The organism is Ruegeria sp. SATB045 (genome assembly GCF_059613525.1).
In genome coordinates this window covers 76,809-101,039 of sequence record NZ_JBXWSR010000034.1, presented here as the reverse complement: position 1 = coordinate 101,039, position 24,231 = coordinate 76,809, and the positions used below count along the sequence as shown (strand labels likewise).

Genomic DNA, 24,231 nt, shown 5'->3' with positions numbered 1-24,231 from the left:
AAATTAACTTCCCCAAACATCTGGATGCATTGCATAATTTTCTGGTCTGTGCAGGATCAAGGTAATCCTACCTGCAACGTCACAGGCAGCTAAATGACCCTGGATCCAGAAAACTCCGCGTCCTCGCCGCGTATAAAATTGGCTGTCGTGCGCGATGCGGCCATTGTGGCGACGCTGACAGTGCTTGCGCTTTATGCGGGGGCGGCGTTTTTAATCCCGTTGACCATGGCCCTCTTGATCAACGTTCTGATCATGGCGCTTAGCGACCGTGTGATCGCCCTGACCCGCGCGCCTGTCTGGTTGGCCAATATTGCAGGCGTTACCGTGGTTTTGGCAGGGTTGTTCATGATCATGTATATTCTGGGCAGTCAGGCGACGCAGTTCGCACGCTCGATCAGCGACTACGAAAGCCAGTTCGACGGAGCCGTCAATCGGATCACCGGACTTGTGGGCAACAATGTAACAACCTTCATACGCGACAATCTGATCAATATCGACATGACCTATGTCGCGCGCGTACTGCTAGGCAGCGCCACATCACTGCTGAACCAATTCTTCCTGATCAGCCTTTACGTCGCATTTTTGATGGCCGAAAGACTGGCCTTTCGCAAGAAAATCCGGCTAGCCGCCGGGAACCCAGAAACCGGTGCCGAGTTCGCTGCGGTGTTGGATGCGATCTCGTTCAGCCTTCAACGCTATGTGGGCGTGAAAACCTTCATCAGTCTAATTACGGCGGGGATCAGTTACTCGGTGTTCCGAGTTCTTGGCCTAGAATATTCCGAAACATGGGCCGTGTTGACATTTGCACTGAACTTCATCCCTTCAATCGGGTCGATTATTGCGGTGGTGTTTCCGGCAATGATTGCATTGGTTCAATTCGAAACCATCGGCCCTTTCCTGATCATCGTATTCGGTTGCGGGACGATTCAGTTCGCTATCGGCAACTTCCTGGACCCTGCGATGCTGGGCCGGTCACTCAATATGTCGACCTTCCTCGTGATCCTGGCTCTGACTTTCTGGACAACAGTTTGGGGCATGATAGGAGCGTTCCTGAGTGTGCCTTTAACGGTCTGCATCCTGATCGTATTCAGCCACATTTCCGCCTTGCGCCCAATCGCGGTTTTGATGTCGCTGGACGGTCGGATTTGGGATGATCAGGACAACACAGAAACCTGAAGCGATGCAGCACCCTCTTTTCATTGGTGCCGAAATCTATCGGAAGTCCACCTACGGTGCGAAACATCCGCTAGCGATTCCCCGCGTTTCAACAGTTATTGATCTGTGTCGCGCGTTGGGCTGGCTGAAGGCTGAAAATTATCGCGTGAGCCCCTGCGCCAAACCAAAGGCGCTGCACGCGTTTCATACGCCTGCATACATCGATGCGCTGCAAAAGGCAGAGGCGTCGCAATACGTATCAGACGAAACCCGACAAAAACACGGGCTGGGCACCCTGTCCAACCCGGTTTTCCCCGAGATGTATCGTCGACCAGCCACCGCTGCCGGTGGTTCGATGCTGGGCGCGGAACTAATCCGCGATGGCGGTGTTGTCTTTAACCCTGCCGGCGGCACTCATCACGGTCTATCCGACCGAGCCAACGGGTTTTGCTACCTCAATGATCCTGTCTTGGCGATTCAGTCCCTCATCCGTCACGGATCGAGCCGGATAGTCTACGTCGATATCGACGCCCATCATTGCGACGGAGTCGAGGCTGCGTTCCACGGCTCCACTAAGGTCAGAATGATATCAATTCACGAAGAGCGCCGCTGGCCATTCAGTGGAACACTGGATGACACTGCGGGAGGAGCGGCTTTCAACCTGCCCGTTCCTCGGGGCCTCAATGACGACGAATTCTTTGCCATCCTGGAAGAGCTGATACTACCCGCCGCCGCTGCGTTTCGCCCTCAAGCCATCCTTCTTCAATGCGGTGCCGATGCTGTGGCCGAAGATCCCCTCTCGCGTTTGACCTTGTCCAATAATGCGCATTGGAGGGCAGTGTCGAGTTTGCAGAAATTGGCGCCGCGGTTCCTCGTTTTAGGTGGCGGCGGCTACAACCCGTGGTCAGTTGCCCGCCTATGGAGCGGCGTTTGGGCAACGCTAAATGGGTATGAAATACCGGACGCTCTGGATGCAAATGCGCAGATCATCCTCAAATCCCTGACATGGAGCCGCGGAGGGGGAAAACAGCCGCCCGAACACTGGGTAAAAACGCTTCGGGACAAGCCACACCTTGGACCAGTTCGTTCTGAATTGTCCGCTCGTCTGGCTCGCATCAGGGCAAGAATTCCATAGTGGAACGAAACGTAGCGGGCTGCTAACCTGATGCTAGCACAGCGCAATTCCGAGCAACCGTTACTATCCCAATTGCATCCCTGCAGCATGAAGCTTCAACTGGAATAAGCAATGAATGCACACAATCAAATAAATGATCTGAAATCTCGGATGGGGCAGTCTATTATCGGCCAGTCCGACGTAATCGACCGCCTATTGATCGGACTTTTGGCGAACGGAAACTTGCTAATCGAAGGTTTGCCAGGCTTGGCGAAAACCCGAGCCGTCAAAGCAATGGCCCGTAATTTGGATGCCCACTTCAGCCGAATTCAGTTTACTCCAGACCTATTGCCGTCTGACGTCACCGGAACTGAAGTGTTTCAACAAACACCGGACGGCGGAACATTCCGCTTCGAGCCGGGCCCCATCTTTGCCAATATTGTTCTGGCGGACGAAATTAACCGAGCGCCGGCAAAGGTTCAGGCCGCGTTGCTTGAAGCCATGGAAGAGCGTCAGGTCACGGTATCGGGTACGACCCACACGATGGACCCGTTATTCATAGTGATGGCAACCCAGAACCCCATCGAGCAAGAAGGGACCTACCCCCTGCCCGAAGCGCAGATGGACCGCTTCCTTATGCACGTACAGATCACTTATCCACCCGTCGAAGACGAAGTCGAGGTCATTCGGCTTGTGCGCGGTGAAGACAACGCCACCGCTTCTTCATCCCGAACCGAAGCTCCTGCGCCGATCCCTCAAGACGCTGTGTTCACCGCAAGGGCGGAAATTGCACAAATACATGTGTCAGACGCAATGGACAGGTATATGGCCGATCTGGTGCAAGCGACACGAACGCCCGACAAGTTCAGCGAGGACTTGGCCAACTTGATCGAGATAGGTGCAAGCCCGCGCGCTTCGCTGGCACTTGACAAATGCGGGCGTGCGCAAGCCTGGATGAACGGGCGCGACTATGTGGACCCAGCTGATATCCGGGCCATCGCGCATGACGTTTTCAGACACCGCATTACACTTAGTTTCGAAGCCGAAGGCGAGGCGACAACGGCTGACAATGTTGTCGCAGAAATTCTTCGCCTTGTGGCCCTGCCCTAAGCTGGCGCCGTGGCCCGAAATGCCACATATCCCTCTGATCCCCGCATCCATGTGACTGCGCAGCACTTGCTGCAACTTGGTGGCAGGTCTACCGGGCTTAGCTTGCTGCCAAAACAACCAGCCCGTTCGATCCTTAACGGGCGGCATTCCTCGCGATTGCGCGGACGTGGTCTTAATTTCGAAGAACTGCGCAACTACCTGCCCGGCGACGATATTCGAACCATTGATTGGAAAGTCACAGCCAGAACAGGTGCCCCCCACGTCCGCGTTTACACCGAAGAGCGTGACCGCCCTGTCCTGTTGTTGGTTGATCAAAGGGTTTCGATGTTCTTCGGAACCAAGGATTTCATGAAATCTGTTGTGGCCGCAGAGGCAGCAGCAATCGCAGCGCATCGAGTATTGGCGCAGGGCGACCGCGTAGGAGGTATTGTGTTCGGTGACACTGGTCTAGCAGAACACCGCCCTCAAAGACGTGCGGCGGCGCTTATGCGATTTCTAACTTCTGTCGGAGCCATGAACTGCAATCTGAATGCAGATTTGCGGTTCGAAACGTCCGTTACGTTGAACGAAGTTTTGAAGCAGGCAGCGCGTATCGCTCATACCAATGCGCTTGTCTGCGTATTTTCTGATTTCGACGGTGTGGACCAGAACTCGGAAAGCCTGTTTCGCAGACTGTCACACGCAAACGACCTGATCCTGTTTAACATTTCTGATCCCAGCGCACATACAGTTCCGACCGAGGCAAGGCTGACCGTCTCGGACGGAGACCAGCAGATCGAAATCGATGGCTCGACCCCCGATCTAGCACAGCGAATCCGAGAGGCTATGGAAGATCGGCTGGCCCAGTTGTCCAAATGGTCCCTAAGATATGGGTTCCCCATCGTTCCGTTGACAACTGCTGAACCAGCGCTGGGACAACTTCTGAAACTGTTCGGTCATGGCGGAGGTCCGAGATGAGTGCCGACGTCGGAGGCAAGTCCCTTGTCGAGCTGCTGGACATGCTGAAACCCGCGCCAGAGCCACAGGTGATCGCGATGACACCGCAAACCGTGGGGTGGTTAATTTTGGCGGTTTTACTAATCTTTGCAGTTCTTTGCGCGGCGCTACTGATACGTCGGCGCCGCAAGTTGAATGCATACCGCCGATTGGCTCTAGCAAATATTGACGACGCTCAAGGCGATGTAGCCCAAATTGCCGACGTTTTGCGCCGAACGGCACTGGCGGTATACCCGCGCTCGCTGGTTGCAGGTCTTTATGGTCGAGAGTGGATTGATTTCCTGAACCGATCTTCGGCTGCGGTCTTTCCCGATGCCCTAGGACATGTTCTTACCGAAGCGCCCTACAAAACGACGAGGAATGACCCAGAAGTTGCTGAAATTGCGAAAAAATGGATAAAAACACATCGTGTTGAAGGAGTGTCATGGTGATCTCCTTCGCTGCGCCTTGGGTCTTCCTTCTTTTACCGGTACCTGCGGTCGTTTATTGGTTCGCTCCGCCATATCGCGAAAAAGCGGCTTCGATCCGAATACCCTTTTTCCGCCGCGTGGCTAAAGCGAGTGGCGTAGAGCCTCGGTCCGGTTCGTCGATACGCAATCGCGCCAGACTACCCAAGCTTACAATCATACTAATCTGGTTTCTTCTGGTACTGGCACTTGCGCGACCTGAAAGACTGGCTGACCCGATAACACTCGAAAAATCCGCGCGCGACGTTGTTCTGGCGCTCGATATTTCCGGATCAATGGATCAGCGAGACTTCACGTCAACCGACGGCACGCCGAAACAACGGTTGGAGGCTGTGAAGGATGTCATGCGCACTTTCATATCCGAACGTGAAGGTGATCGAATGGCTTTGATAGTCTTCGGCACCAGAGCCTTCATACAAGCCCCATTTACGCGGGATACCAAAAGCTTAAACGGCTTTCTTGATCAGACCACGGTTGGAATGGCAGGCCCCAACACCGCACTTGGTGACGCTATTGGCTTGGGCATTCGTACGTTCGAATCCAGCGACGTTGATCTGCGTATGATGATCGTCCTAAGCGACGGAGCTGACACATCCAGCAGGATGACCCCGATCAATGCAGCCGCCATTGCGGCCGAAAAAGGTGTTGTCGTGTACACGATTGGCGTCGGCGATCCGAGCGCGACCGGAGAAGACCGTGTAGATCTTCAGGCGTTGCGGGATATCGCGGAACGCACCGGTGGCCAGTACTTTTTTGCAGACGATGAAGACGCCCTAACGGACGTCTACCAGCAGATCGATGCGCAAAACCCAAGGATCGTAGAAACACAAAGTTTCCGCCCAAGGGAAAACCTCGGTCAATACCCACTGTTGGCCGCGGTGATTGTGATACTTGCTATCTCAACCTATCTCAGCGTTTTTCAGCACCGCAGGTGGCCCCAATGATTGAGGCACTGGCGGAATTTCATTTTATTCGAGCGTATTGGCTGCTTTTTCTTATCCCAGTACTCTTTCTTTGGGGGATAACCCGCCCCAAGAAATCACAGAAACAGGATTTCTCCGAAAGTATCGCCCCGCACCTTGCAGAAGCGTTGCGGGTTGGCGCTGCAGAAACCCGCGGAGTTTACCCAGCTGACATCGCGATGATAGCGAGCGCGTTTATTGTATTGGCTGCGGCAGGCCCGACCTGGTCTCGAATGGAAAACCCATTGATTGCTGATACCGCTCCTTTAGTAATTACGCTGAAGGTAACGGAAAGTATGGAGAATTCTGACTTAACGCCCTCCAGGTTAGAGCGCGCAAAGTTCAAAATCACCGATCTCATCAACGCTCGCGCCGGTGCTCAGACCGCGCTCGTGGCTTATGCCGGGTCACCGCACCGCGTAGCCCCTTTGACTGAGGACGCCAATATCCTACGCCCCTTGCTTGAAGGTTTGGAACCGGCTGTCATGCCCAAAGACGGGGATTCAGCCACTGACGCTTTGGCAATTGGCGAAGACATACTGAAAGGCAACACAACGGCAGGAGCCATCCTTTTTGTCTTGGATGATATAGAGCCGTCGCAGCTGCAAAACATGAAAACAACCGAAGCCCAGCTTTTGTTTCTGACCATGCTTCCTGAGGGTGACACAATCGTTCAATTGGACAATCTTGAACGTGCACAAGTCGTTCAATTCTCAAACGATGATCAAGACATCAGGCAATTACAAAGGTTTATCAAGTCTGCCTATTCCAACGCGCTGGACGACAACGACCTTGTGAAATGGCGCGATCAGGGGTGGATTTTTGCTTGGCCCGCGGCCTTGATGTGTTTGCTGTGGTTCAGGCGCGGTTGGGTAATACAATGGGTATTGCTGGTTTGCTTTTTAGCTTCTCCGTCAGGTCCAGCCCAGGCCGAAGGTTGGCGAGATTGGTTCCTGACACCGGATCAACAGGGGCAAATCGCGTTGAATAACAAAGAGTTTGCAAAGGCTGCTGACCTATTCGAAGACCCGTACCACCAAGGTTATGCACTGTTGAAAGCGGGAAAATACCCCGAGGCGATCACCGTTTTGACCCAGTTAAACACCCCAGAGGCCGCATTTGCAGAAGGCTTGGCAAGAATTCGAAACCGAGAATACCGGCCTGCAATTCCCGCGTTCGAAACTGCTCTGGAGAGGCGACCAGGCTGGCCTGAGGCACAACACAACCTTGAAGTTTCACAGGCTATTCTTGCTTATGTTGAAACCACCAGAGAGCAGTCCGACACCGGAGAAGAAGCAGGTATCGGAGCGGACGACACCGTTTTCGATAATGAGGATGGACGCGGCCAAGATACGACCGCCCAAGCGCCTGTAGACGGGTCTGCTCCGTTGCCAGCGGATCAATGGATCAGTGCGATTGACACTGACATGCAGGATTTCTTGCGCAACCGTTTCCTTCTGGACAATCAGGTTCAAGAACAATGAGATACTTGTTTCTTCTCATATGTTTGGTCGCTCCCTCAGTCGCGCTACCACAATCGGAAAGCTCCGGTGAACCACGCGTGTCTGTCGAAGTTCCAGAAGAAGGTGTTATCGTCGGCCAGCCCGCCCTGGTTCGTGTGAAAGTTCTTGTTCCAACCTTCATGCCGTCTCCACCGGTGTTTCCGTCCCTTGAACAAGAAAATCTACTGGTTCGTTTGCCTGAGCGCGCCTCGGGCCCAGTAAGCGAAACAGTTGATGGTAATACTTGGTCCGGGGTCCAGCGCAGTTATCGACTTTACCCTTTGACACCCGGCCAATTGGATTTTGGCGAGCAAGATGTCGAAGTCACTTTTGCGGATCCTGACACGAATAAGCCCGTGCAAAGCACCGTAACGCTTCCGAAAATCTCTTTGTCAGTCGAAGTGCCTGAGGGCGCACAAGGGTTGGACCCGCTGATCATCGCCAACGGCTTTGAACTAAACCAAGACATTGAAGGGCCTTCCGAACTACATGCGGGAGACGCCATTACGCGCAAGTTAACGGCAAATATTTATGGAACCAGCTCAATACTAATACCCCCGCTTTTGGTGGATACGGACGATCCGCTGCTGAAGGCTTACCCGAAAGACCCGCGGTTTTCGGAATCCGAGGACCGTGGGATCCTTTCGGGCCAGCGCGTTGACGAGGTGGTTTATCTTGCCCAAGCAGCAGGGAAAACGACGCTGCCGCCTGTAACCTTGCGTTGGTACAACCTTGAATCCGACAGTGTTGAAACAGCCGAGGTACCAGCAATAGACCTGCAATTGACAGGGCCAGCCAAGCAACAATTTGACATACGGAACCTCCTGCAGGTCACTCCCTACGTTATATTTTTTACGTTAGTCTTGGCTGCCGTATTTCGTTTGATGGTTCCGTGGTATCGACGCAGGCGCAAGGTGCAAGCACAAATCTACAATGCGTCGCCGGAGTTCGCGTTAGCGCAACTAAGAACTGCGCTAAATGAACAGGACCTGTCAAAAGCCTATTCAGCATTGGATTTATGGAAGTCGCGCACGGTGGAAACGGTCGATACCAGTGTCATGGAACGCCACTTGGCTGCGATATCCGCAACAAGATACGCTGCGACGAAATCGGGGTCTGAGCCGGATTGGTCAGGTGCCATCGCGGCTATCGGCTCGTTGTCAAAGAGCACACAGCGTAAACCGACGGCACTTCCGCCGCTAAATCCTTGAGTTCAGGTTTGGCAATTTGCAAACAGGGCCGCCCTGTCTTTTATCAGGATGCGGCCGTAACCGATTTCAATTAAATCCAAATCCTCTAATCGGTGAAGGCTTCTGTGTAGCGTAGGACGGGAAACAGCCACCATCTCTGCCAATTCTTCCTGAGATACTATGATCCAGCCATCGGATTTGGACGTTCCCTCGTCCAGATGAAGCAAACGAAGAGCCACCCTTTTCTCGGCCCCGGTTACAAGAAGGTTGGCAATAACCCTCAAAGCAGTCCGCATATTGTAGTGGGTCAATGCGTAGAAATCTCGGATGTAGTCCGGATGTTTCTGTACAAGGCTATTGATCCGCGCACTTGGAAAAAACAGTACTGTGGTCTCGCAAGTTGTCACGACACTCATCAATCTGAATGAGTTCGCGAACATTGCCAGATCACCAAACCAGAAACCAACGCCTTGGCGGTGAAAGACTAAGTCCTGTCCATCATCCGCAGGAACGGCCAACAAAACCCCACCATCCAACACTGCGTACAGCCCATTGACCGGATCACCGTGATGGTAAAGCGTTTCACCAGTTTCAAACGCCCGCACCATCCCGCAGCTCAATAAATCTTCCTGGAAACATTGCGAGCGCTCGGCAAACCAAGTGGCTTCCCGCAAGAGGTTCATATTATTAACTTTATCAAACATTAGTAATTTCCAATGTGATCATATGATAAATTTAAAGTCCACCTTTTACCATACAGTAAAAGAGTTCGATTCCTTCACGAGCTACTCTGCCAAAAGGTCGAGCAAATTTTCTAAAACGGTTCAATTTCCTTATGTTGAACCTTTTTTTCAACAAGACTCTTTGGGTCTTTCTGACCCATATAGATCGGGAGAAAACCATGTCACCACCACGTTTGACGACCAAGAATTGGCGAATTGGGCTTCGCCGGATTGCTGTGGCGACTTTCGCCGTGGCCTTGGCGCTGCCAGCTTGGGCGCAGGACGAAAAGCCCAATATTCTGGTGATCTGGGGCGATGACATTGGCCAGTCCAACATCTCAGCCTACACCATGGGACTGATGGGGTATCAAACTCCGAATATTGACCGTGTAGCCAAGGAAGGCATGATCTTCACCGACTATTACGGCGAACAATCCTGTACGGCCGGCCGCTCGTCCTACATTATGGGTCAGTCGGTATTCCGGACTGGATTGTCAAAAGTTGGCTTGCCGGGTGCTGATCTGGGTATGCAGGTCGAAGACCCCACCATAGCCGGACTTTTGAAGGACCACGGCTATGTAACCGGGCAGTTCGGAAAAAACCACCTTGGTGATAAGGACGAACATCTTCCCACAAACCACGGTTTTGATGAGTTTTTCGGAAACTTGTATCATTTGAACGCCGAAGAAGAACCGGAAAATGAAGACTACCCCGGTGATGCTGTTCTTGCTGACGGTCGCACGTTCCGCGAAGCCTACGGTCCCCGAGGCGTCATTAAGTCCAAAGCCGATGGAACAATCGAAGACACCGGCCCGCTAACTAAAAAGCGTATGGAGACGGTTGACGAAGAAACGGTCGCTGCGGCGATTGATTTCATCAAGCGCGCGAACGAACAGGGTCAACCCTTCTATGTTTGGTGGAATGGTACTCGCATGCACTTCCGAACCCATGTCAAAGACGAAATGCGCGCCCAGGCGAACGAGATCTTTGGCGGTGTGGCAGACGAGTACACTGCTGGTATGATCGAGCATGACATGCATGTCGGCCAATTGCTGGATTTACTGGATGAGCTTGGCATCGCCGACAACACGATCGTGCATTACTCGACCGACAACGGCCCACACATGAACACGTGGCCAGACGCGGCCGCAACGCCATTCTGGGGTGAAAAGAACACGAACTGGGAAGGTGGCTGGCGCGTGCCGTCGATGGTGCGGTGGCCTGGCAAAATCGAAGCCGGTTCCGTCACAAACGAAATCGTGCATCATATGGATTGGTTGCCAACCTATCTGGCGGTCGCCGGTGACGCAGATATCAAAGAAAAGCTGAAAGCCGGATATAGCTCGGCTGCTATGGGCCGTGACTACAAAGTGCATCTGGATGGATACAACATCTTACCGTTGTTGACTGGTGAGGCGGCTGAAAGCCCACGTCGTGAAATCTTCTATTTCTCGGATGATGGCGACCTTACGGCACTGCGTTTTGATGATTGGAAGCTGATCTTCCTTGAGCAGAAAGCATGGGCAACCCTGCGCGCATGGATCGAACCGTGGACAGAGCTTCGTATCCCTCTGATCATCAACCTGCGTCGCGACCCATATGAACGCGCCTATCGGACGTCCAACACCTATTACGACTGGCTGCTGGATCGAGCGTACTTCTTGGTACCTGCCCAGCAATATGTCGGTAACTTCTTGGCAACATTCCAAGAGTTCCCTCCACGCCAGAAAGCTGCCAGCTTCAATCTGGATCAGGTGATGGAGAAATTGGCCACTCCGACAAACAACTAATGTCGACAGCAATACTTCAGGGGGCCGTTTCAATAACAACGGCCCCTTGCGATTTTCAGACATAAGGAATTGATCATGAAAGCCGTTCTTCTCTCTGGGCTTCTCTCGGTTTCAGCGGTTTTTGCTTATGCTGATCCGCTGCCCAGTTGGCAGGATGCCGACTCCAAGGCCCGCATTATCGATTTTGTACGCTCTGTCACTGACCCCCAGGGGATGGACTATGTAACACCGGCCGACCGAATTGCCGTTTTTGACAATGACGGCACCCTTTGGGCGGAACAGCCTGTCTATTTTCAGCTCATTTTTGCAATGGACCGTCTGTCAGAAATGGCTGAAGCAGATCCGACAATTCTGAGCAGCCCTGTTCTGGAAGCCGCCGCCAAACGCGATGTGCAAGCCATCGCGGAAGGTGGGCATGACGCGCTGATCGAAGTGATCAACGCGTCGCATTCTGGTACAAGCGTCGACGCATTCCAGGTGGCGGTCGAGGAATGGCTAAACACCGCACAACATCCTGAAACCGGCCTAAACTATGATGCGATGACCTATCAACCGATGGTGGAGCTTCTTCGCTACCTCAGAGATGAAGGATTTCGAACTTATATCGTGTCCGGAGGTGGGTTGCATTTCATGCGTGTCTTCGCCGAAGAAGCTTATGGCATTCCGCCGGAACAGGTGTTGGGTACCTATTCTGCTTCGACCTACGAAACGTTGGATGGCAAACCGGCTATCGTCAAATCGCCGGGCATCGCCTTCATCGACGACAAGGAAGGCAAGCCCATCAACATCGAACGCACTATCGGGCGGCGGCCGATCTTTGCCGCGGGCAACTCCGACGGAGATTTCGCAATGCTTGAATGGACAACTGCCGGAGACGGACCAAGGTTAGGAGTGTTGATCCATCATACAGACGCAGCGCGTGAATGGGCCTATGACCGTGAAAGTCCAATCGGGAAACTGGTGGACGGGTTGGACAAGGGGCCGGATATGGGTTGGGTGATCGTAGATATGGCCGAGGATTGGAAACGCGTCTACACTGGCTCCGACTAGATTGAAGAAGGGCCGCTAACACGATGTGGACACTGCTTGTTTCTGTCGCCGTCTTTTGCCTTTACGTGACGGCGGCCATCTTTGCTTTACGCGCGGCCCAAACTGCAAGAACACCACAAGGGGCCGTCGGTTGGGTGGTTTTCCTGATCTCGGCCCCTGTTTTTGGTGTCCCGCTGTATTTGTTTCTGGGCCATCACCGGTTTCGGGGCTACCGCATCGCGCGCAAGCAAAGCGAAAGCGTGGTCGAGGGGATCAAGACCTTCGCTGATTTTTCTAAACCCGACCCCAAAACAATGAACATAAACCCAAAGCCGTTCGAGGCTTTGGCCCATCTGCCTGTGTCGCGCGGCAACGGTGCACAGTTGCTGGTCGACGGACAGGCCACATTCGATGCGATCTTCGAGGCCATTGACGCAGCGCGCAGCTACGTTCTTATACAGTTCTATATCGTTCGCGACGACGCTTTGGGGCAGCGTTTGCAAGCCAAGTTGATCGCTGCAGCGGAAAGAGGCGTCAGTGTTCGCTTTATGACGGACTCGGTTGGCAGCTACAGTTTGCCGACAGCCTATTTGGACAAGTTGCGCGAGGCAGGTGTCGAAATCGCCAACCCGCGTGATCGCCGCGGCCCCCAGCATCGGTTTCAGCTGAACTATCGCAATCACCGAAAGACAGTGATTATTGATGGTGAGATCGGGTTCATCGGCGGCCACAACGTCGGTGTCGAGTATTTGGGCCAGGACAATCATTTTGGCCATTGGCGGGACACGCATATCCGGATGACCGGTCACATTGTCCGCCAGCTGCAACTGATTTTCACGGAAGACTGGCACTGGGCGCATGAAGAAGACTTGATTGACGAACTGGTCTGGGCAGGGCCGGAGTCCGATCAAGACATGAACGCCCTTCTTGTAGCAACCGGCCCAGGCGACGAGACCGAGACCGGAGCCATGATGTTTTTTGCCGCCATCGCCGAGGCCAAAACACGCCTGTGGATCGCATCGCCATACTTCGTTCCCGATATCGATGTGATGACGGCCCTTCAACACGCCGCCCTTCGCGGCGTCGATGTGCGCATTCTGGTCCCCGAAGTCATTGACCACCGCCTTCCATGGCTGGCTGCCTTTGCTTATTTCGACGAAATCCGGGACTGCGGTGCTCGTGTTTTTCGCTACACGGACGGGTTTATGCATCAAAAGGTATTCGTGGTGGACGACACTCTTGCTGCCGTGGGCACGACAAATCTGGACAACCGTTCATTCCGGCTGAATTTCGAAGCGATGGCCCTGTTTTTTGACAGCCGGGCCGCCGAGGCCGTCGCCGAAATGCTTAAGAACGATTTTGACAACAGTTATGAGCTCGAACGGAACTTGCCCGACCAGCGCGCTTATATCCGGTTCGGATCGCCCCTGGCGCGCCTGTTTGCGCCGATCCTTTAACCCATAAGCTCTTCTTTGAAGACCTGCGTCATCACGGCCACCATGAAGGCTGTGGACAGACCAAAGGCCAACAAACCTGTCACCGACGCGAAAGCACCGAAGATACGCAGGGGTTCGCCCAAGACGATGTCGCCATACCCGAGCGTCGTGAACGTCACCAACGAGAAATACAGCGCTGTGTTCCAGTCGGGCAGAATATCCCCCAGAATCCAGACCACCGCCCATAGCCAGACCTGAAACGTATGGATCGCGACGATAAACACCAATGCCACACATAACGGAGCTGCAATGGTGAAAAACCTTTTGCTGTTCTCCAGTCGCAACGCAAAGATGCGGATTACCTGCGTGCACCACGTCAGCAGAATGATTTCCAAAACGAAGCAAATCCCAAGATAGATGCTGCCCCATACGATCTGTTCAAGTAAGGTCATGTGTCCGTATCTCGTTTTGCCTTCTGAAAAAGCTCTGCAACAATGACTGGTTAGGCCCATCGGGACAACCCTGCGTGATCCGCTGCGACGAATGGAAACGAATCCGTGTCAGTGCTGGACTCCGACTGCGTTGGGTCCACATTGTGGCGCACGGTAAGAGAGCGATCAGAATGCTGCTGAAAATCGAGAATGTTCGAAAATCCTATCCTGGAGGACGTCCGGTGCTTCAGGGTGTTTCGCTTGACTTGGACACGGCCCAAACTTTGGCGCTGACCGGTGAAAGCGGCAGCGGCAAAAGCACCCTTCTGAACCTCGCGGCGGCGATGGACAGTTTCGAAGACGGAGAGATCACGTTGGATGGCACAGGTTTGTCGTCGCTCGACGACCCCGGCCGGGCCGATCTACGCCGGCATAGCCTGTCGATTGTTTTCCAGCAGTTCAATCTGATCCCATCTTTGACGGTCAGGCAAAACCTATCCTTCCACGCCCGGCTTGCGGGGCAAGAGGATAAAGACTGGAACGCCCATCTGGCCGACCGGTTGGGCCTGTCTGATCTTTTGGATCGCTACCCCGAGACGCTTTCGGGCGGCCAACAACAACGCGTCGCTATCGGGCGCGCGCTGGCGTCTCGACCCAAGCTGCTGCTTGCCGACGAACCGACGGGCAATCTCGACGAAACCGCCAGCGCGAATGTTCTGGACCTGATGTTGTCGCTGGTCTCCGAGACAGGGACCGCTCTGCTTTTGGTGACACACTCAAGCGAGATTGCAGACCGGCTGGACAAGCGCGCACATCTCAGCGGTGGTCGCATAGCATGACGCAAGCCGTTATTCAGGCCCTGTTGTCCCATTGGCGCGCACATCGAATACAACTCGCCACCCTTCTGATCGGGATCGCGCTGGCGACAGCGCTCTGGTCGGCTGTACAAGCCATCAATGCCGAAGCCAGGGCCAGTTATCAAAGGGCGAACAACCAGTTGGCTCTGGGGCAATTCGAAACCCTTCAAGACCCCTCGGGCCTGTTTCCCTTAGCGCGCTACACCGAGCTGAGGCGTGCAGGATGGCAAGTGGCCGCCGCGCTAGAGGGCTCTATGCGCATAAACGGCCGCACAGTTCGAGTGCTGGGTGTAGATATGCTTAGCTACCCTGCCCTGCCCGCAGTTACCCAGATGGAGGAAGGCGAAACCCCTCCTGATCCGGCCCAGATACTGACCGCTCCAGGCCGATTGCTGGTACACCCTGCGCTGGCAACGTTGCTAACTGGAGCCCAGGACCTGCCACCAATGGTGGTGACAGATAACCTTCCATCAGACCTGATCCTTACAGATATTGGTGTGGCCGAGGTTTTGCTGAACCGCCCCGGTCTTTTGTCCCGTGTCATCATCTTACCGAACCAACCACGCAACCTGCCAGATCTTGCCGCCGTCGCTCCGTCTCTGGAACGGATAGACGCAGCCTCGCAACTGGACACGGCCCAACTGACCGACAGTTTCCATCTGAACCTGACAGCTTTTGGATTGCTGTCCTTTGCAGTTGGGCTGTTCATCGTCCACGGTACGGTCGGGCTTGCCTTTGCTCAGCGGCGCGCAATGATCCGCACCTTACGGGCACTTGGGGTCTCGATGCGGCGACTGGTCTGGATGATCATGGCGGAACTGACCCTTTTTGCCATCGTCGGAGGCATTCTTGGCCTGATGCTTGGGTTCTTCATTGCGGGCGCTTTGCTGCCTGATGTTGCAGCCACTTTGCGCGGTTTGTACGGGGCACCTGTGAGTGGCCAGATCGCCTTGCAACCTGAATGGGTTCTGGCGGGCCTTGCGATGGCCGTCGGTGGCACCTTGCTGGCCAGCGGGCAAGCCCTGTTCCGCTTGTCCCGAATGCCATTGCTGTCGGGCGCTGGGCTTCAGACGTGGCGTGTAGCTTCGTCAGACAGGTGGCTTTCCCCTATTGCGGGCGCTTTGGCGATCCTCGGCGCTGTCGCAGCGCACCTTCTGGTCGGAGGCCTGGTAAGCGGTTTTGCCATGGTCGCCGGCTTTCTGGTCGGTGCCGCGCTCATTTTGCCAACGTTGTTATCCCTCGCGCTGCAAGTGCTGCAACGCCGTGCAACAGGCCCGATCGCCCAATGGGTATGGTCCGACATGCGCGCTCAGCTTCCCGGTCTGTCCTTGGCCTTGATGGCCCTGTTGCTGGCCCTGGCTGCCAATGTCGGTGTGGGCACGATGGTGTCCAGCTTTCGACTGACCTTTACCGGATGGCTGGATCAACGCCTGACGTCCGAACTGTACCTGACACCTTCCGATCAACAACAGGCGCAAGAGATTGCCGAATGGCTTGCCCCACAAGTGCACGCATTACTTCCTATTCGCAACGTGGAGCTGTCGCATAGCTCGGGACCTTTGTTTTTGTACGGCGTTGTCGACGATCAGACCTATCGCGAAAATTGGCCCCTGATCGCATCTTCATCAGAAACGTGGGACCGTGTGATGGACGGAACTGCAATCTTGATCAACGAACAATTGGCCCGGCGCGAAGACCTTTGGCCGGGTGACGTTCTAAGCCTTGGCGCGAACCTCAGTTTGCCCATAGCAGGGGTGTATTCTGATTATGGCAACCCCACCGGACAAGCCATCGTTTCGATGGATCGCCTTGATAAAATCGCCCCCGGGGCGAAAATCCGTGGCTTTGGCATCCGAGTCCCTGAAGATCGGGCAACGGAACTGGCCCAGACCTTGCGTGACCGCTTTGATCTGCCATCGCGGTCGGTCGTTCAACAGGCGGCGATGAAGGCGCAATCCGTGGCGGTTTTTGAAAAAACATTCGTCGTCACTTCGGCGCTGAACATCCTGACACTTGGTGTCGCAGGATTTGCGATTCTGACAAGCCTGCTAACACTGTGGACGCAGCGCTTGCCGCAAATTGCGCCGATCTGGGCGCTGGGGTTAACACGAGCGCGTCTGGCCCGGCTAGAGCTGTTGCGCAGCGTGTTGCTTGCGGCGCTGACGGCGGTTTTCGCGCTGCCGCTTGGGTTGGTGTTGGCATGGACCCTACTTGCGGTCATAAATGTCGAGGCCTTCGGCTGGCGATTGCCGATGTATCTGTTTCCATCGGATTGGGTCTATCTTCTGGTGCTCACCCTTGTGGCCGCTCTCATCGCGGCTGCCCTGCCTGCACTTCGCCTGTTACGCCTGCCGCCAGCCGACCTTTTAAGGGTGTTCGCCAATGAGCGTTAAATATGTCCTCTTGATACTGACTTTGCTGTTGCCAAGCACGGCACAGAGCCAAGGCTATGCCGGTTTGGGCGGCTCGGCCGAAGGGTTCGACGTACCTCAAGCAGGTTATGATTTCAGCTTTCCGCAAGATCACGGTCCGCACCCGTCATACCGGATCGAATGGTGGTATCTAACGGCAAACCTGACCGGAGAGGATGGGCGCAGCTATGGTTTGCAATGGACCCTGTTCAGATCGGCCCTCAGACCAAACGAAATCGAAGGGTGGCAAAGCCCTCAAATCTGGATGGGCCACGCAGCTGTCACCACACCCGAAGCGCATTTCTTCGCAGAGCGCCTTTCGCGTGGCGGTATTGGTCAGGCGGGCGTCACAGCCGACCCGTTCGTGGCGTGGATCGATGAATGGTACATGCAGGGGGACGATCTGGATCGCCTGAACCTTCGCGCTCAGGGGGTGGATTTTGGGTATGATGTGTCCCTCGAGGCGCAGGGTCCGTTGGTTTTCCATGGAAACGGCGGGTATTCCGTCAAATCCGCAGACGGGCAAGCCAGTTACTACTACTCGCAACCTTTCTACACCGTTGAAGGGACGCTGCGGCTGCCTGACGGCGATATCGCTGTCACGGGGCAAGCCTGGCTGGACCGCGAATGGTCATCGCAGCCGCTGGCTGCCGACCAGACCGGGTGGGATTGGTTTTCCCTCAGCTTCGATGACGGTGACAAGCTGATGGCCTTCCGCCTAAGGGGGGGCCGTGGGGACTTTACCGCCGCCACGTGGATTGCCCCTGACGGTACAACCATCTCTTTGCCCGATGGTGCTGTACGGGTCCTTCCGTTGGACACGGCACAGGTGGCTGATCGTGATGTGCCCATTCGGTGGCAGGTCACGCTGCCGGATCGCGATCTTGATGTAGAGGTATCGGCTATGACACCGGATTCATGGATGGCGACGATGTTTGAATATTGGGAGGGTCCGGTTACCGTCACTGGCAGCCACAGTGGTCGTGGCTACCTTGAAATGACCGGATACTGACTAGCGAACGACAAAAACCGAGACGTTAGAGTGTCGCACTACCCGCGCCGCATTCGGACCCAGAAGGTAGTCCTTGAAATCCGGTTTGTGCGCTCCGATCACGATCAGATCTGACCCGGCACTATCGGCCGTTTTCAGGATTTCCTGATAGGCTGTACCGGTTGCAACCACATGGCGGACAGTCTCGTTCCGTTCCGCACCCAGCGCCGCGACACACATATCGGTCAGTTTCGTCTGCGCTTCTTCCAACGCTTTTTCATGGAAATCGGCTTGAAAGAAACCGGACACCCAGCTTTCGCCGAAATCCGGCAGAACAGTTACAACATCAAGCTGCGCGTCTTCCATCTGGGCTAAGGCAGCCGCTTTTTTGAGGACATGGACATCCAGATCACCATTGCTGATGTCAACGGCACAGAGGACAGAGTTTGTCATGCGGGCACCTCTTGTCTGGTGGCACGGCCACGTTGCAGGAAGGCGATCAGACCCAGGAATATCATCGCCGGGATATAGATCAGTTGTTTCGGAGGCTGGCTGGACGGCACACTGACCGAGGTCAGACGGACCGCCTCATCCCCGTAATAGTCAAAGATGTCCAGATCATCGGCAACCGGCGCACCGAACAAGGGTTCTTCCAATTTGACCAACCCATCCTCTGGGATCAGCAACAGCCCCAAAGCTTCAACCCGCGCTTCGCCGCCCTCTTCGTCGCCGACGGTCACGACGACCGTGGTATCAGTCATCTCAAGCGTGTCAAAATCGGGGCCAGCAACGACCAGTCGCATCTCGGTTCCCGGTGGGGTTTGGCCGATCGTTTCGACCAAAGCAGCCGGTTCGACCGATGTGTACGGAGGCGCGATCCGATCCATGAAGTAGTCCGGTCGGAACAGTGCAAAAGCCACAGCGATCAGCGCGATGCTTTCATAGATACGGCTGTGGGTCAGGAAATAGCCCATTGTCCCCGCAGTGAAGACGAGGATGGCAATGGTCGCGAATATAGCGACGATTATGCCCTCGACCCAAGTGACGTCGATCAACAGCAGATCCGTGTTGAAGATGAACACAAATGGCAGCGCTACGGTGCGCAGGCTGTAGAAAAACGCGGTGAAGCCTGTCTTGATCGCGTCACCCCCAGAAACGGCGGCTGCAGCGAAGCTGGCCAAACCCACAGGCGGCGTCACATCGGCCATGATACCGAAATAGAACACGAACAGATGCACGGCGATTAGCGGCACGATCAGCCCGCTTTGCGCGCCCAGCTCAACCACCACTCCGGCCATCAAAGAACTGACGACGATATAGTTCGCAGTGGTCGGCAGGCCCATGCCCAGAATCAGGCTAAGCAGTCCGACCATCACCAGCATCAGAATCAGGTTGCCGCCCGACAGGAACTCGACCAGATCAGCCATCACCTGCCCCACGCCGGTCAGCGTCACGGTGCCCACGATCACGCCCGCCGTGGCGGTGGCCAGCGCGATGCCGATCATGTTCCGCGCGCCGTCAATCAGGCCCTGCCATAGATCGGCCACGCCGTCGATGAACGTATCGTAAAGGTTGCTCTGACCCCGGAAGATTGCCTTGAGCGGCTTCTGCGTCACAAGAATTACAAACAGCAGCGCGGTGGCCCAAAACGCCGATAAGCCGGGCGATTTCTGTTCGATCATCAGGAAATAGACCAACACGATGATCGGCAGCAGATAGTGCAGACCCGCTTTGTAAATTTCGGCGATAACGGGCAGCTCTACCTCTTTGGCATTTGGATCGTCCGGCTCCAGATCCGGGACCTGAGAAGCCAAATAAAGAAGGACCACATAAACCGCACACACAATCAGGCTAAGGATCAGACCCGCCGCAGACGGAGCCCACGCCGTGACCGCCTCGACCGGGAATTGCGAGCTATAGCACAGCCCTGCAAACACTAGGAAAAAGGACAGCATCCCGACAACGGTCCGCGCCAGATGCACCTCGCGATTGCCCAGCGTCGGCATGTTGCGCTTCACGGCTTCGAGGTGAACGATATAGACCAGCGCGATGTAGGAAATCGCGGCGGGCAGGAAGGCGTGGGTGATCACCTCGACATAGGAGATGCCCACATATTCCACCATCAGGAAGGCCGCAGCCCCCATCACCGGCGGCATGATCTGTCCGTTCACCGAACTCGCCACCTCGACCGAACCCGCCTGTTCACTGGAAAAGCCCACCCGCTTCATCAGCGGTATGGTGAAGGTGCCGGTGGTCACCACGTTCGCAATCGACGAGCCCGAAATCAGGCCGGTTGCGGCCGACCCAACAACAGCCGCTTTGGCCGGACCACCCCGCAGGTGGCCAAGCGCACCAAAGGCCATCTTGATAAAGTAATTCCCTGCCCCGGCCTTATCCAGCAATGCGCCGAACAGCACGAAGAGGAAAACGAATTTCGTAGACACACCAAGCGCGATGCCAAACACACCCTCGGACGTGATCCACATGTGGCTCATGGCTTTTTTCAAGCTTGCGCCCTTCCAGCGGATCACCTCGGGCACCCATTCCGAGGAACCGAAGAACACATAGAGCAGGAAGATCGTCGCGATGATTGCCATAGCCGGGCCAAGCGCGCGGCGTGCGGCCTCGAACAGCAGCAAAAGGCCACCCAGCGCGATCCACTTGTCGGTATCATCCGCCAGACCACCGGCGTTTACGATCTTGTCGTAGAAGAAATACCCGTAAAGCGCCACAAACGCCCCAAGAGCGCCCATGATCCAGTCTTGAATGGGAATGTAGTTTCGCGGACTAGATTTCAGTGCCGGATAGGCCGCAAAGGCCAGGAACATCGCAAAAGCCAGATGGATCTGGCGCGAGTTGTTCACCACGCTGCCCGGCAGAGCCACGTTGGAAATCGGCGAGGCCAGAACGACCTGAAACACCGACCAAAGCGCTGCAACGACAGCCAGAAAAATCCCGACACTGCCAACCGGATTACGCCCCCCTGCATCGGACGAGGCTACAAGCTCCTGTAGCTCTTCTTCGGATAGAGGGCGATTGGATTGGGTGTCGGAACTCATCAGGATGTCTCCCCGTCATGCGACCTTTTTGGCCTTATTCGCTACCCGGTTACGCCGGGCTTGGGTGGCGGAGCGCCCGAAGGCACTCCGCATCAGGTCTGGATTATTGAATCCAGCCTTTTTCTTTGTAGTACTTCTCGGCGCCCGGATGCAGCGGAGCCGACAGACCGTCAGAAATCATTTCTTCGGGCTTGAGGTTGGCGAAAGCCGGGTGCAGCTTTTTGAAATCGTCGAAGTTTTCAAAAACCGAGCTGACAACCGCATAGACCGCGTCTTCCGACACATCCGCCGAGGTCACGAAAGTCGCGCCAACACCAAAGGTCGTGGTGTCACCGTCAGACCCGCGATACATGCCGCCCGGAATGGTCGCGGTGCGGTAATACGAGTTGCCGTCGATCAGGCCGTCAATCGCGTCGCCGGTTACGTTGACCAGAACAGAGTCACAGGCGGTGGTGGCTTCCTGGATCGAGCCCGACGGGTGGCCCACGGTGTAGATCATCGCGTCGATCTGGTTGTCGCACAGGGCTGCCGACTGTTCGGCTGCTTTCAGTTCGGATGCCAGGGCGAAATCATCGATCGTCCAGCCCATGGCGTCCAGAACCACATCCATGGTGCCGCGCTGACCGGAACCGGGGTTGCCGATGTTCACGCGCTTGCCCTTAAGGTCTTCAAAGCTGCTGATGCCGGAATCGGCACGGGCGACAACAGTGAACGGCTCGGGGTGGACCGAGAACACAGCGCGCAGATTTTCAAACGCACCAGCATCTTCGAATTTCGAGGTGCCGTTATAGGCATGGTACTGCCAGTCGGACTGGGCCACACCGAACTCCAGCTCGCCTTCGCGGATGGTGTTGATGTTGTAAACCGATCCGCCGGTTGACTCGACCGAGCACCGAACGCCATGCTCTTTGCGTCCTTTGTTCACCAGACGGCAGATCGCGCCACCGGTCGGGTAGTACACGCCAGTCACACCGCCGGTACCGATGGTGATGAATTCTTCCGCATAAGCCGCCGGAGCCATCATGGCTGCCGTGACAAACGCGCCAAGGCTTAGCTTGCTGCTGTTTTTCATTTTTGAGAACTCCCAAACTCTTATTGTGGATGAGAGACATGTCAGCGGCCCCCCATCTGGGACCATGCCGGTACGGCAAGCCACCCTATCATGCAACAGGGTCAAGCATCTGAAATTCCAAAATCTCCCAACTTAGACGACGTTTCATTCAGACACTCATCTTGTCAACCCCTGCACATGACGTAACGTCCTCAATCCGCATATATGACGGAACCTGCCAAAGTTTCCCCATTGGTCGAATTTGAGTGTATACCGCTTCAAACTCAGCCATTGGCCGGTCCTAACGGAATGGTTTGGTTGGTTCGTTCAAACCCGGAGTAGAAAGGGCGAAAAGCCGTGAACAAAACATCGTTCAGCCCGCTGCTGGCCATTGCGCTTGCCCTAAGTGCCGCCATCGCAGTTTGGGGGCTTGCCGACCCGCAAGGGCTGGGCAAATTGGCCGCTGCCGCAGTGGCGACTCAATTCAACAGCCGCGGCTGGTTTATCATGCTCGAGGTCAGCGGGTTGCTGGTCGTCGCGCTCTTTCTAGCCTTTTCCCGGTTCGGGAACACTCGGTTGGGCAAAGACACGGATACGCCCGAATTTTCCACCCCGGCTTGGATCGCTATGCTTTTTGCCGCCGGGATGGGCGTCGGCCTGTTATTTTACGGAGCTGCCGAGCCGTTGACCCACTTCGAAGTTCTGCGGCAATACCGCGACGAGCCGGATGCGGCCAGCTACGCCATGTTCGTTACCTACCTTAACTGGGGGTTTCACGCATGGGCCATTTACGGAATCGTGGCGTTGGTTATCGCCTATTTCGCCTATCGCAAAGGCAGGGCCTTGCTTTTGAGCGCACCAGTGCTGGACACTTTTGGCGATATGCGCTGGACCCGGTCCTTAGGCTGGCTGTTCGATCTTTTGTCAATCGTTGCGATCGCTGTGGGGTTGGCCGGGTCAATGGCCATGGGGGTTTTCCAGATACAAACAGGGTTGGCGGGGCTGATCGGAGTTGAAAACCCCGACACCCTGACGATACCGGTCTTTGTCGCGCTTTGTGTTGCGTTCATTATTCCGCTGCGCAAGGACCTTGGCGACGGGATGGCGCTGCTGTCAAACGCCGCGATGCTGATTGCTGTCAGTATGATGATCTATCTGCTGCTGCTTGGCCCAACATCGTTCCTTATGAACGACATCGTCGCCGGGTTTGGCCGGTACCTGTTCGAAGTTCTACCCGCCGGGTTTTCGACCGCCGAGTTTTTCGATGATATCATCGTCGACTGGTTTCAGGGCTGGACGCTGAACTACATGATCTGGTGGTTAGCTTGGTCGCCCTTTGTGGGTATCTTTATCGCTCGTATTTCGCGCGGGCGAACCATTCGTGAGTTTCTGGTAGGCGTTATCGTCGCACCCACCCTGTTTTCGATCTTGTGGTTCGGAATCTTCGGAGGCTTAGGCTTTTACGACGCCCTGCGCCAAGACGCAGAACTGTCTGCGATAAACGCGCAAAATCTGGACGCCACGACCTTTGCTCTGCTGGAACGGTTTCCATTGGACGGCTTGACGAGGGCCGCAACGGTTTTGGCGGCATTTCTGTTCGTCATTACCAGTGTGGTCAGCGCCGGATTCACCTTGGCGATGATCGGAACCGGTGGGGACGAGAACCCCTCGCCCCGCATACGCACAATCTGGGGGGCGATTCTCGGAGCTTTAGGGCTGGCTATGATATTTGTCGGTGACATTGGGCTTGTCCGGTCGATCATAGCCTTGTCGGCCATAGCCTTTGTTTTCATCGTTCCGGTACTGGTTATCTGCCTGATCAAATCACTGGCCCGCGAGGACCACTCATGAGCACTTCCCTGATTGACACGCTTCTAAACATCAATGTGTTCCTGTTCATCGGCTTTCTGGTCTGGCTCAGCCTCCGACCGGACCCTTAAGGGTCGCCAACACACTTT

20 protein-coding genes are annotated in these 24,231 nt (G+C 55.2%); 15 read left to right on the top strand and 5 right to left on the bottom strand.

Translation table 11 applies throughout. From position 1 onward, the window contains the following. Positions 1 to 93: 93 nt before the first annotated feature. The 8 genes from AC2FNR_RS18415 to AC2FNR_RS18380 all read left to right on the top strand — a co-directional run bounded on the left by AC2FNR_RS18415 (position 94) and on the right by AC2FNR_RS18380 (position 8,517). Positions 94 to 1,176, top strand: coding sequence for an AI-2E family transporter (locus AC2FNR_RS18415; protein ID WP_496850629.1), 1,083 nt, complete (start codon positions 94 to 96; stop codon positions 1,174 to 1,176). Beyond that, positions 1,151 to 2,290, top strand: coding sequence for an acetoin utilization protein AcuC (locus tag AC2FNR_RS18410; protein ID WP_496850628.1), 1,140 nt, complete (start codon positions 1,151 to 1,153; stop codon positions 2,288 to 2,290). The genes AC2FNR_RS18415 and AC2FNR_RS18410 overlap by 26 nt, the downstream gene beginning before the upstream one ends. A gap of 111 nt (positions 2,291 to 2,401) precedes the next feature. Next, the gene (locus AC2FNR_RS18405; protein ID WP_496850626.1) at positions 2,402 to 3,379 is read left to right on the top strand and encodes an AAA family ATPase; all 978 of its coding nucleotides are present in this window, start codon (positions 2,402 to 2,404) and stop codon (positions 3,377 to 3,379) included. 9 nt (positions 3,380 to 3,388) lie between these two features. Beyond that, positions 3,389 to 4,336: a DUF58 domain-containing protein gene (locus tag AC2FNR_RS18400; protein WP_496850624.1), complete on the top strand. Its 948-nt coding sequence runs from the start codon at positions 3,389 to 3,391 to the stop codon at positions 4,334 to 4,336. Continuing rightward, positions 4,333 to 4,806, top strand: coding sequence for a DUF4381 domain-containing protein (locus AC2FNR_RS18395; RefSeq protein WP_496850622.1), 474 nt, complete (start codon positions 4,333 to 4,335; stop codon positions 4,804 to 4,806). Before AC2FNR_RS18400 ends, AC2FNR_RS18395 begins: the two co-directional genes overlap by 4 nt. Beyond that, positions 4,800 to 5,786 (top strand): vWA domain-containing protein, encoded by a 987-nt coding sequence (locus AC2FNR_RS18390; RefSeq protein WP_496850620.1) that lies wholly within the window; start codon positions 4,800 to 4,802, stop codon positions 5,784 to 5,786. Before AC2FNR_RS18395 ends, AC2FNR_RS18390 begins: the two co-directional genes overlap by 7 nt. Further along, on the top strand, positions 5,783 to 7,288 hold the full coding sequence (locus AC2FNR_RS18385; protein WP_496850618.1) for a VWA domain-containing protein: 1,506 nt from the start codon (positions 5,783 to 5,785) through the stop codon (positions 7,286 to 7,288). Before AC2FNR_RS18390 ends, AC2FNR_RS18385 begins: the two co-directional genes overlap by 4 nt. 77 nt (positions 7,289 to 7,365) lie before the next feature. Continuing rightward, the gene (locus tag AC2FNR_RS18380; protein ID WP_496850616.1) at positions 7,366 to 8,517 is read left to right on the top strand and encodes a hypothetical protein; all 1,152 of its coding nucleotides are present in this window, start codon (positions 7,366 to 7,368) and stop codon (positions 8,515 to 8,517) included. 2 nt (positions 8,518 to 8,519) lie between these two features. Here the strand turns inward: AC2FNR_RS18380 and AC2FNR_RS18375 are convergent, their stop codons facing one another. Beyond that, complete coding sequence (locus AC2FNR_RS18375; protein ID WP_170751334.1) at positions 8,520 to 9,200, bottom strand: Crp/Fnr family transcriptional regulator; 681 nt, start codon at positions 9,198 to 9,200, stop codon at positions 8,520 to 8,522. A gap of 197 nt (positions 9,201 to 9,397) precedes the next feature. On the opposite strand from AC2FNR_RS18375, the gene AC2FNR_RS18370 reads away from it, so the two are divergent. The 3 genes from AC2FNR_RS18370 to cls all read left to right on the top strand — a co-directional run bounded on the left by AC2FNR_RS18370 (position 9,398) and on the right by cls (position 13,494). Continuing rightward, positions 9,398 to 11,008: an arylsulfatase gene (locus AC2FNR_RS18370; RefSeq protein ID WP_496850614.1), complete on the top strand. Its 1,611-nt coding sequence runs from the start codon at positions 9,398 to 9,400 to the stop codon at positions 11,006 to 11,008. Positions 11,009 to 11,083: 75 nt separating this feature from the next. Then, positions 11,084 to 12,058, top strand: coding sequence for an HAD family hydrolase (locus tag AC2FNR_RS18365; protein WP_170751336.1), 975 nt, complete (start codon positions 11,084 to 11,086; stop codon positions 12,056 to 12,058). A gap of 23 nt (positions 12,059 to 12,081) precedes the next feature. Then, positions 12,082 to 13,494, top strand: a complete 1,413-nt coding sequence (cls, locus tag AC2FNR_RS18360) for a cardiolipin synthase (protein WP_480865603.1) — start codon at positions 12,082 to 12,084, stop codon at positions 13,492 to 13,494. Here cls and AC2FNR_RS18355 read toward each other — a convergent pair. Continuing rightward, on the bottom strand, positions 13,491 to 13,925 hold the full coding sequence (locus tag AC2FNR_RS18355; RefSeq protein WP_170354256.1) for an ion channel: 435 nt from the start codon (positions 13,923 to 13,925) through the stop codon (positions 13,491 to 13,493). The two genes, cls and AC2FNR_RS18355, sit on opposite strands and share 4 nt — an antisense overlap. 170 nt (positions 13,926 to 14,095) lie before the next feature. On the opposite strand from AC2FNR_RS18355, the gene AC2FNR_RS18350 reads away from it, so the two are divergent. The 3 genes from AC2FNR_RS18350 to AC2FNR_RS18340 are packed head-to-tail and all read left to right on the top strand — an operon-like array spanning position 14,096 to position 18,184. Beyond that, entirely contained in the window at positions 14,096 to 14,743 is a 648-nt protein-coding gene (locus tag AC2FNR_RS18350; protein ID WP_170354257.1) for an ABC transporter ATP-binding protein, read from the top strand. Then, on the top strand, positions 14,740 to 17,154 hold the full coding sequence (locus AC2FNR_RS18345) for an ABC transporter permease (RefSeq protein WP_496850611.1): 2,415 nt from the start codon (positions 14,740 to 14,742) through the stop codon (positions 17,152 to 17,154). The genes AC2FNR_RS18350 and AC2FNR_RS18345 overlap by 4 nt, the downstream gene beginning before the upstream one ends. Further along, positions 17,144 to 18,184, top strand: a complete 1,041-nt coding sequence (locus AC2FNR_RS18340; protein WP_496850609.1) for a lipocalin-like domain-containing protein — start codon at positions 17,144 to 17,146, stop codon at positions 18,182 to 18,184. Before AC2FNR_RS18345 ends, AC2FNR_RS18340 begins: the two co-directional genes overlap by 11 nt. On the opposite strand, the gene AC2FNR_RS18335 is transcribed toward AC2FNR_RS18340, so the two are convergent. The 3 genes from AC2FNR_RS18335 to AC2FNR_RS18325 form a co-directional block, all read right to left on the bottom strand. Further along, on the bottom strand, positions 18,185 to 18,616 hold the full coding sequence (locus AC2FNR_RS18335) for a universal stress protein (protein ID WP_170354260.1): 432 nt from the start codon (positions 18,614 to 18,616) through the stop codon (positions 18,185 to 18,187). It lies immediately after the preceding gene. Continuing rightward, entirely contained in the window at positions 18,613 to 21,222 is a 2,610-nt protein-coding gene (locus AC2FNR_RS18330; protein WP_170354261.1) for a TRAP transporter permease, read from the bottom strand. The genes AC2FNR_RS18335 and AC2FNR_RS18330 overlap by 4 nt, the downstream gene beginning before the upstream one ends. Before the next feature lie 103 nt (positions 21,223 to 21,325). Next, entirely contained in the window at positions 21,326 to 22,294 is a 969-nt protein-coding gene (locus tag AC2FNR_RS18325) for a TAXI family TRAP transporter solute-binding subunit (protein WP_170354262.1), read from the bottom strand. 336 nt (positions 22,295 to 22,630) lie between these two features. Here AC2FNR_RS18325 and AC2FNR_RS18320 point away from each other — a divergent pair, with 336 nt between their 5' ends. Next, positions 22,631 to 24,124, top strand: coding sequence for a BCCT family transporter (locus tag AC2FNR_RS18320; RefSeq protein ID WP_496850606.1), 1,494 nt, complete (start codon positions 22,631 to 22,633; stop codon positions 24,122 to 24,124). Positions 24,125 to 24,231 lie beyond the last annotated feature (107 nt).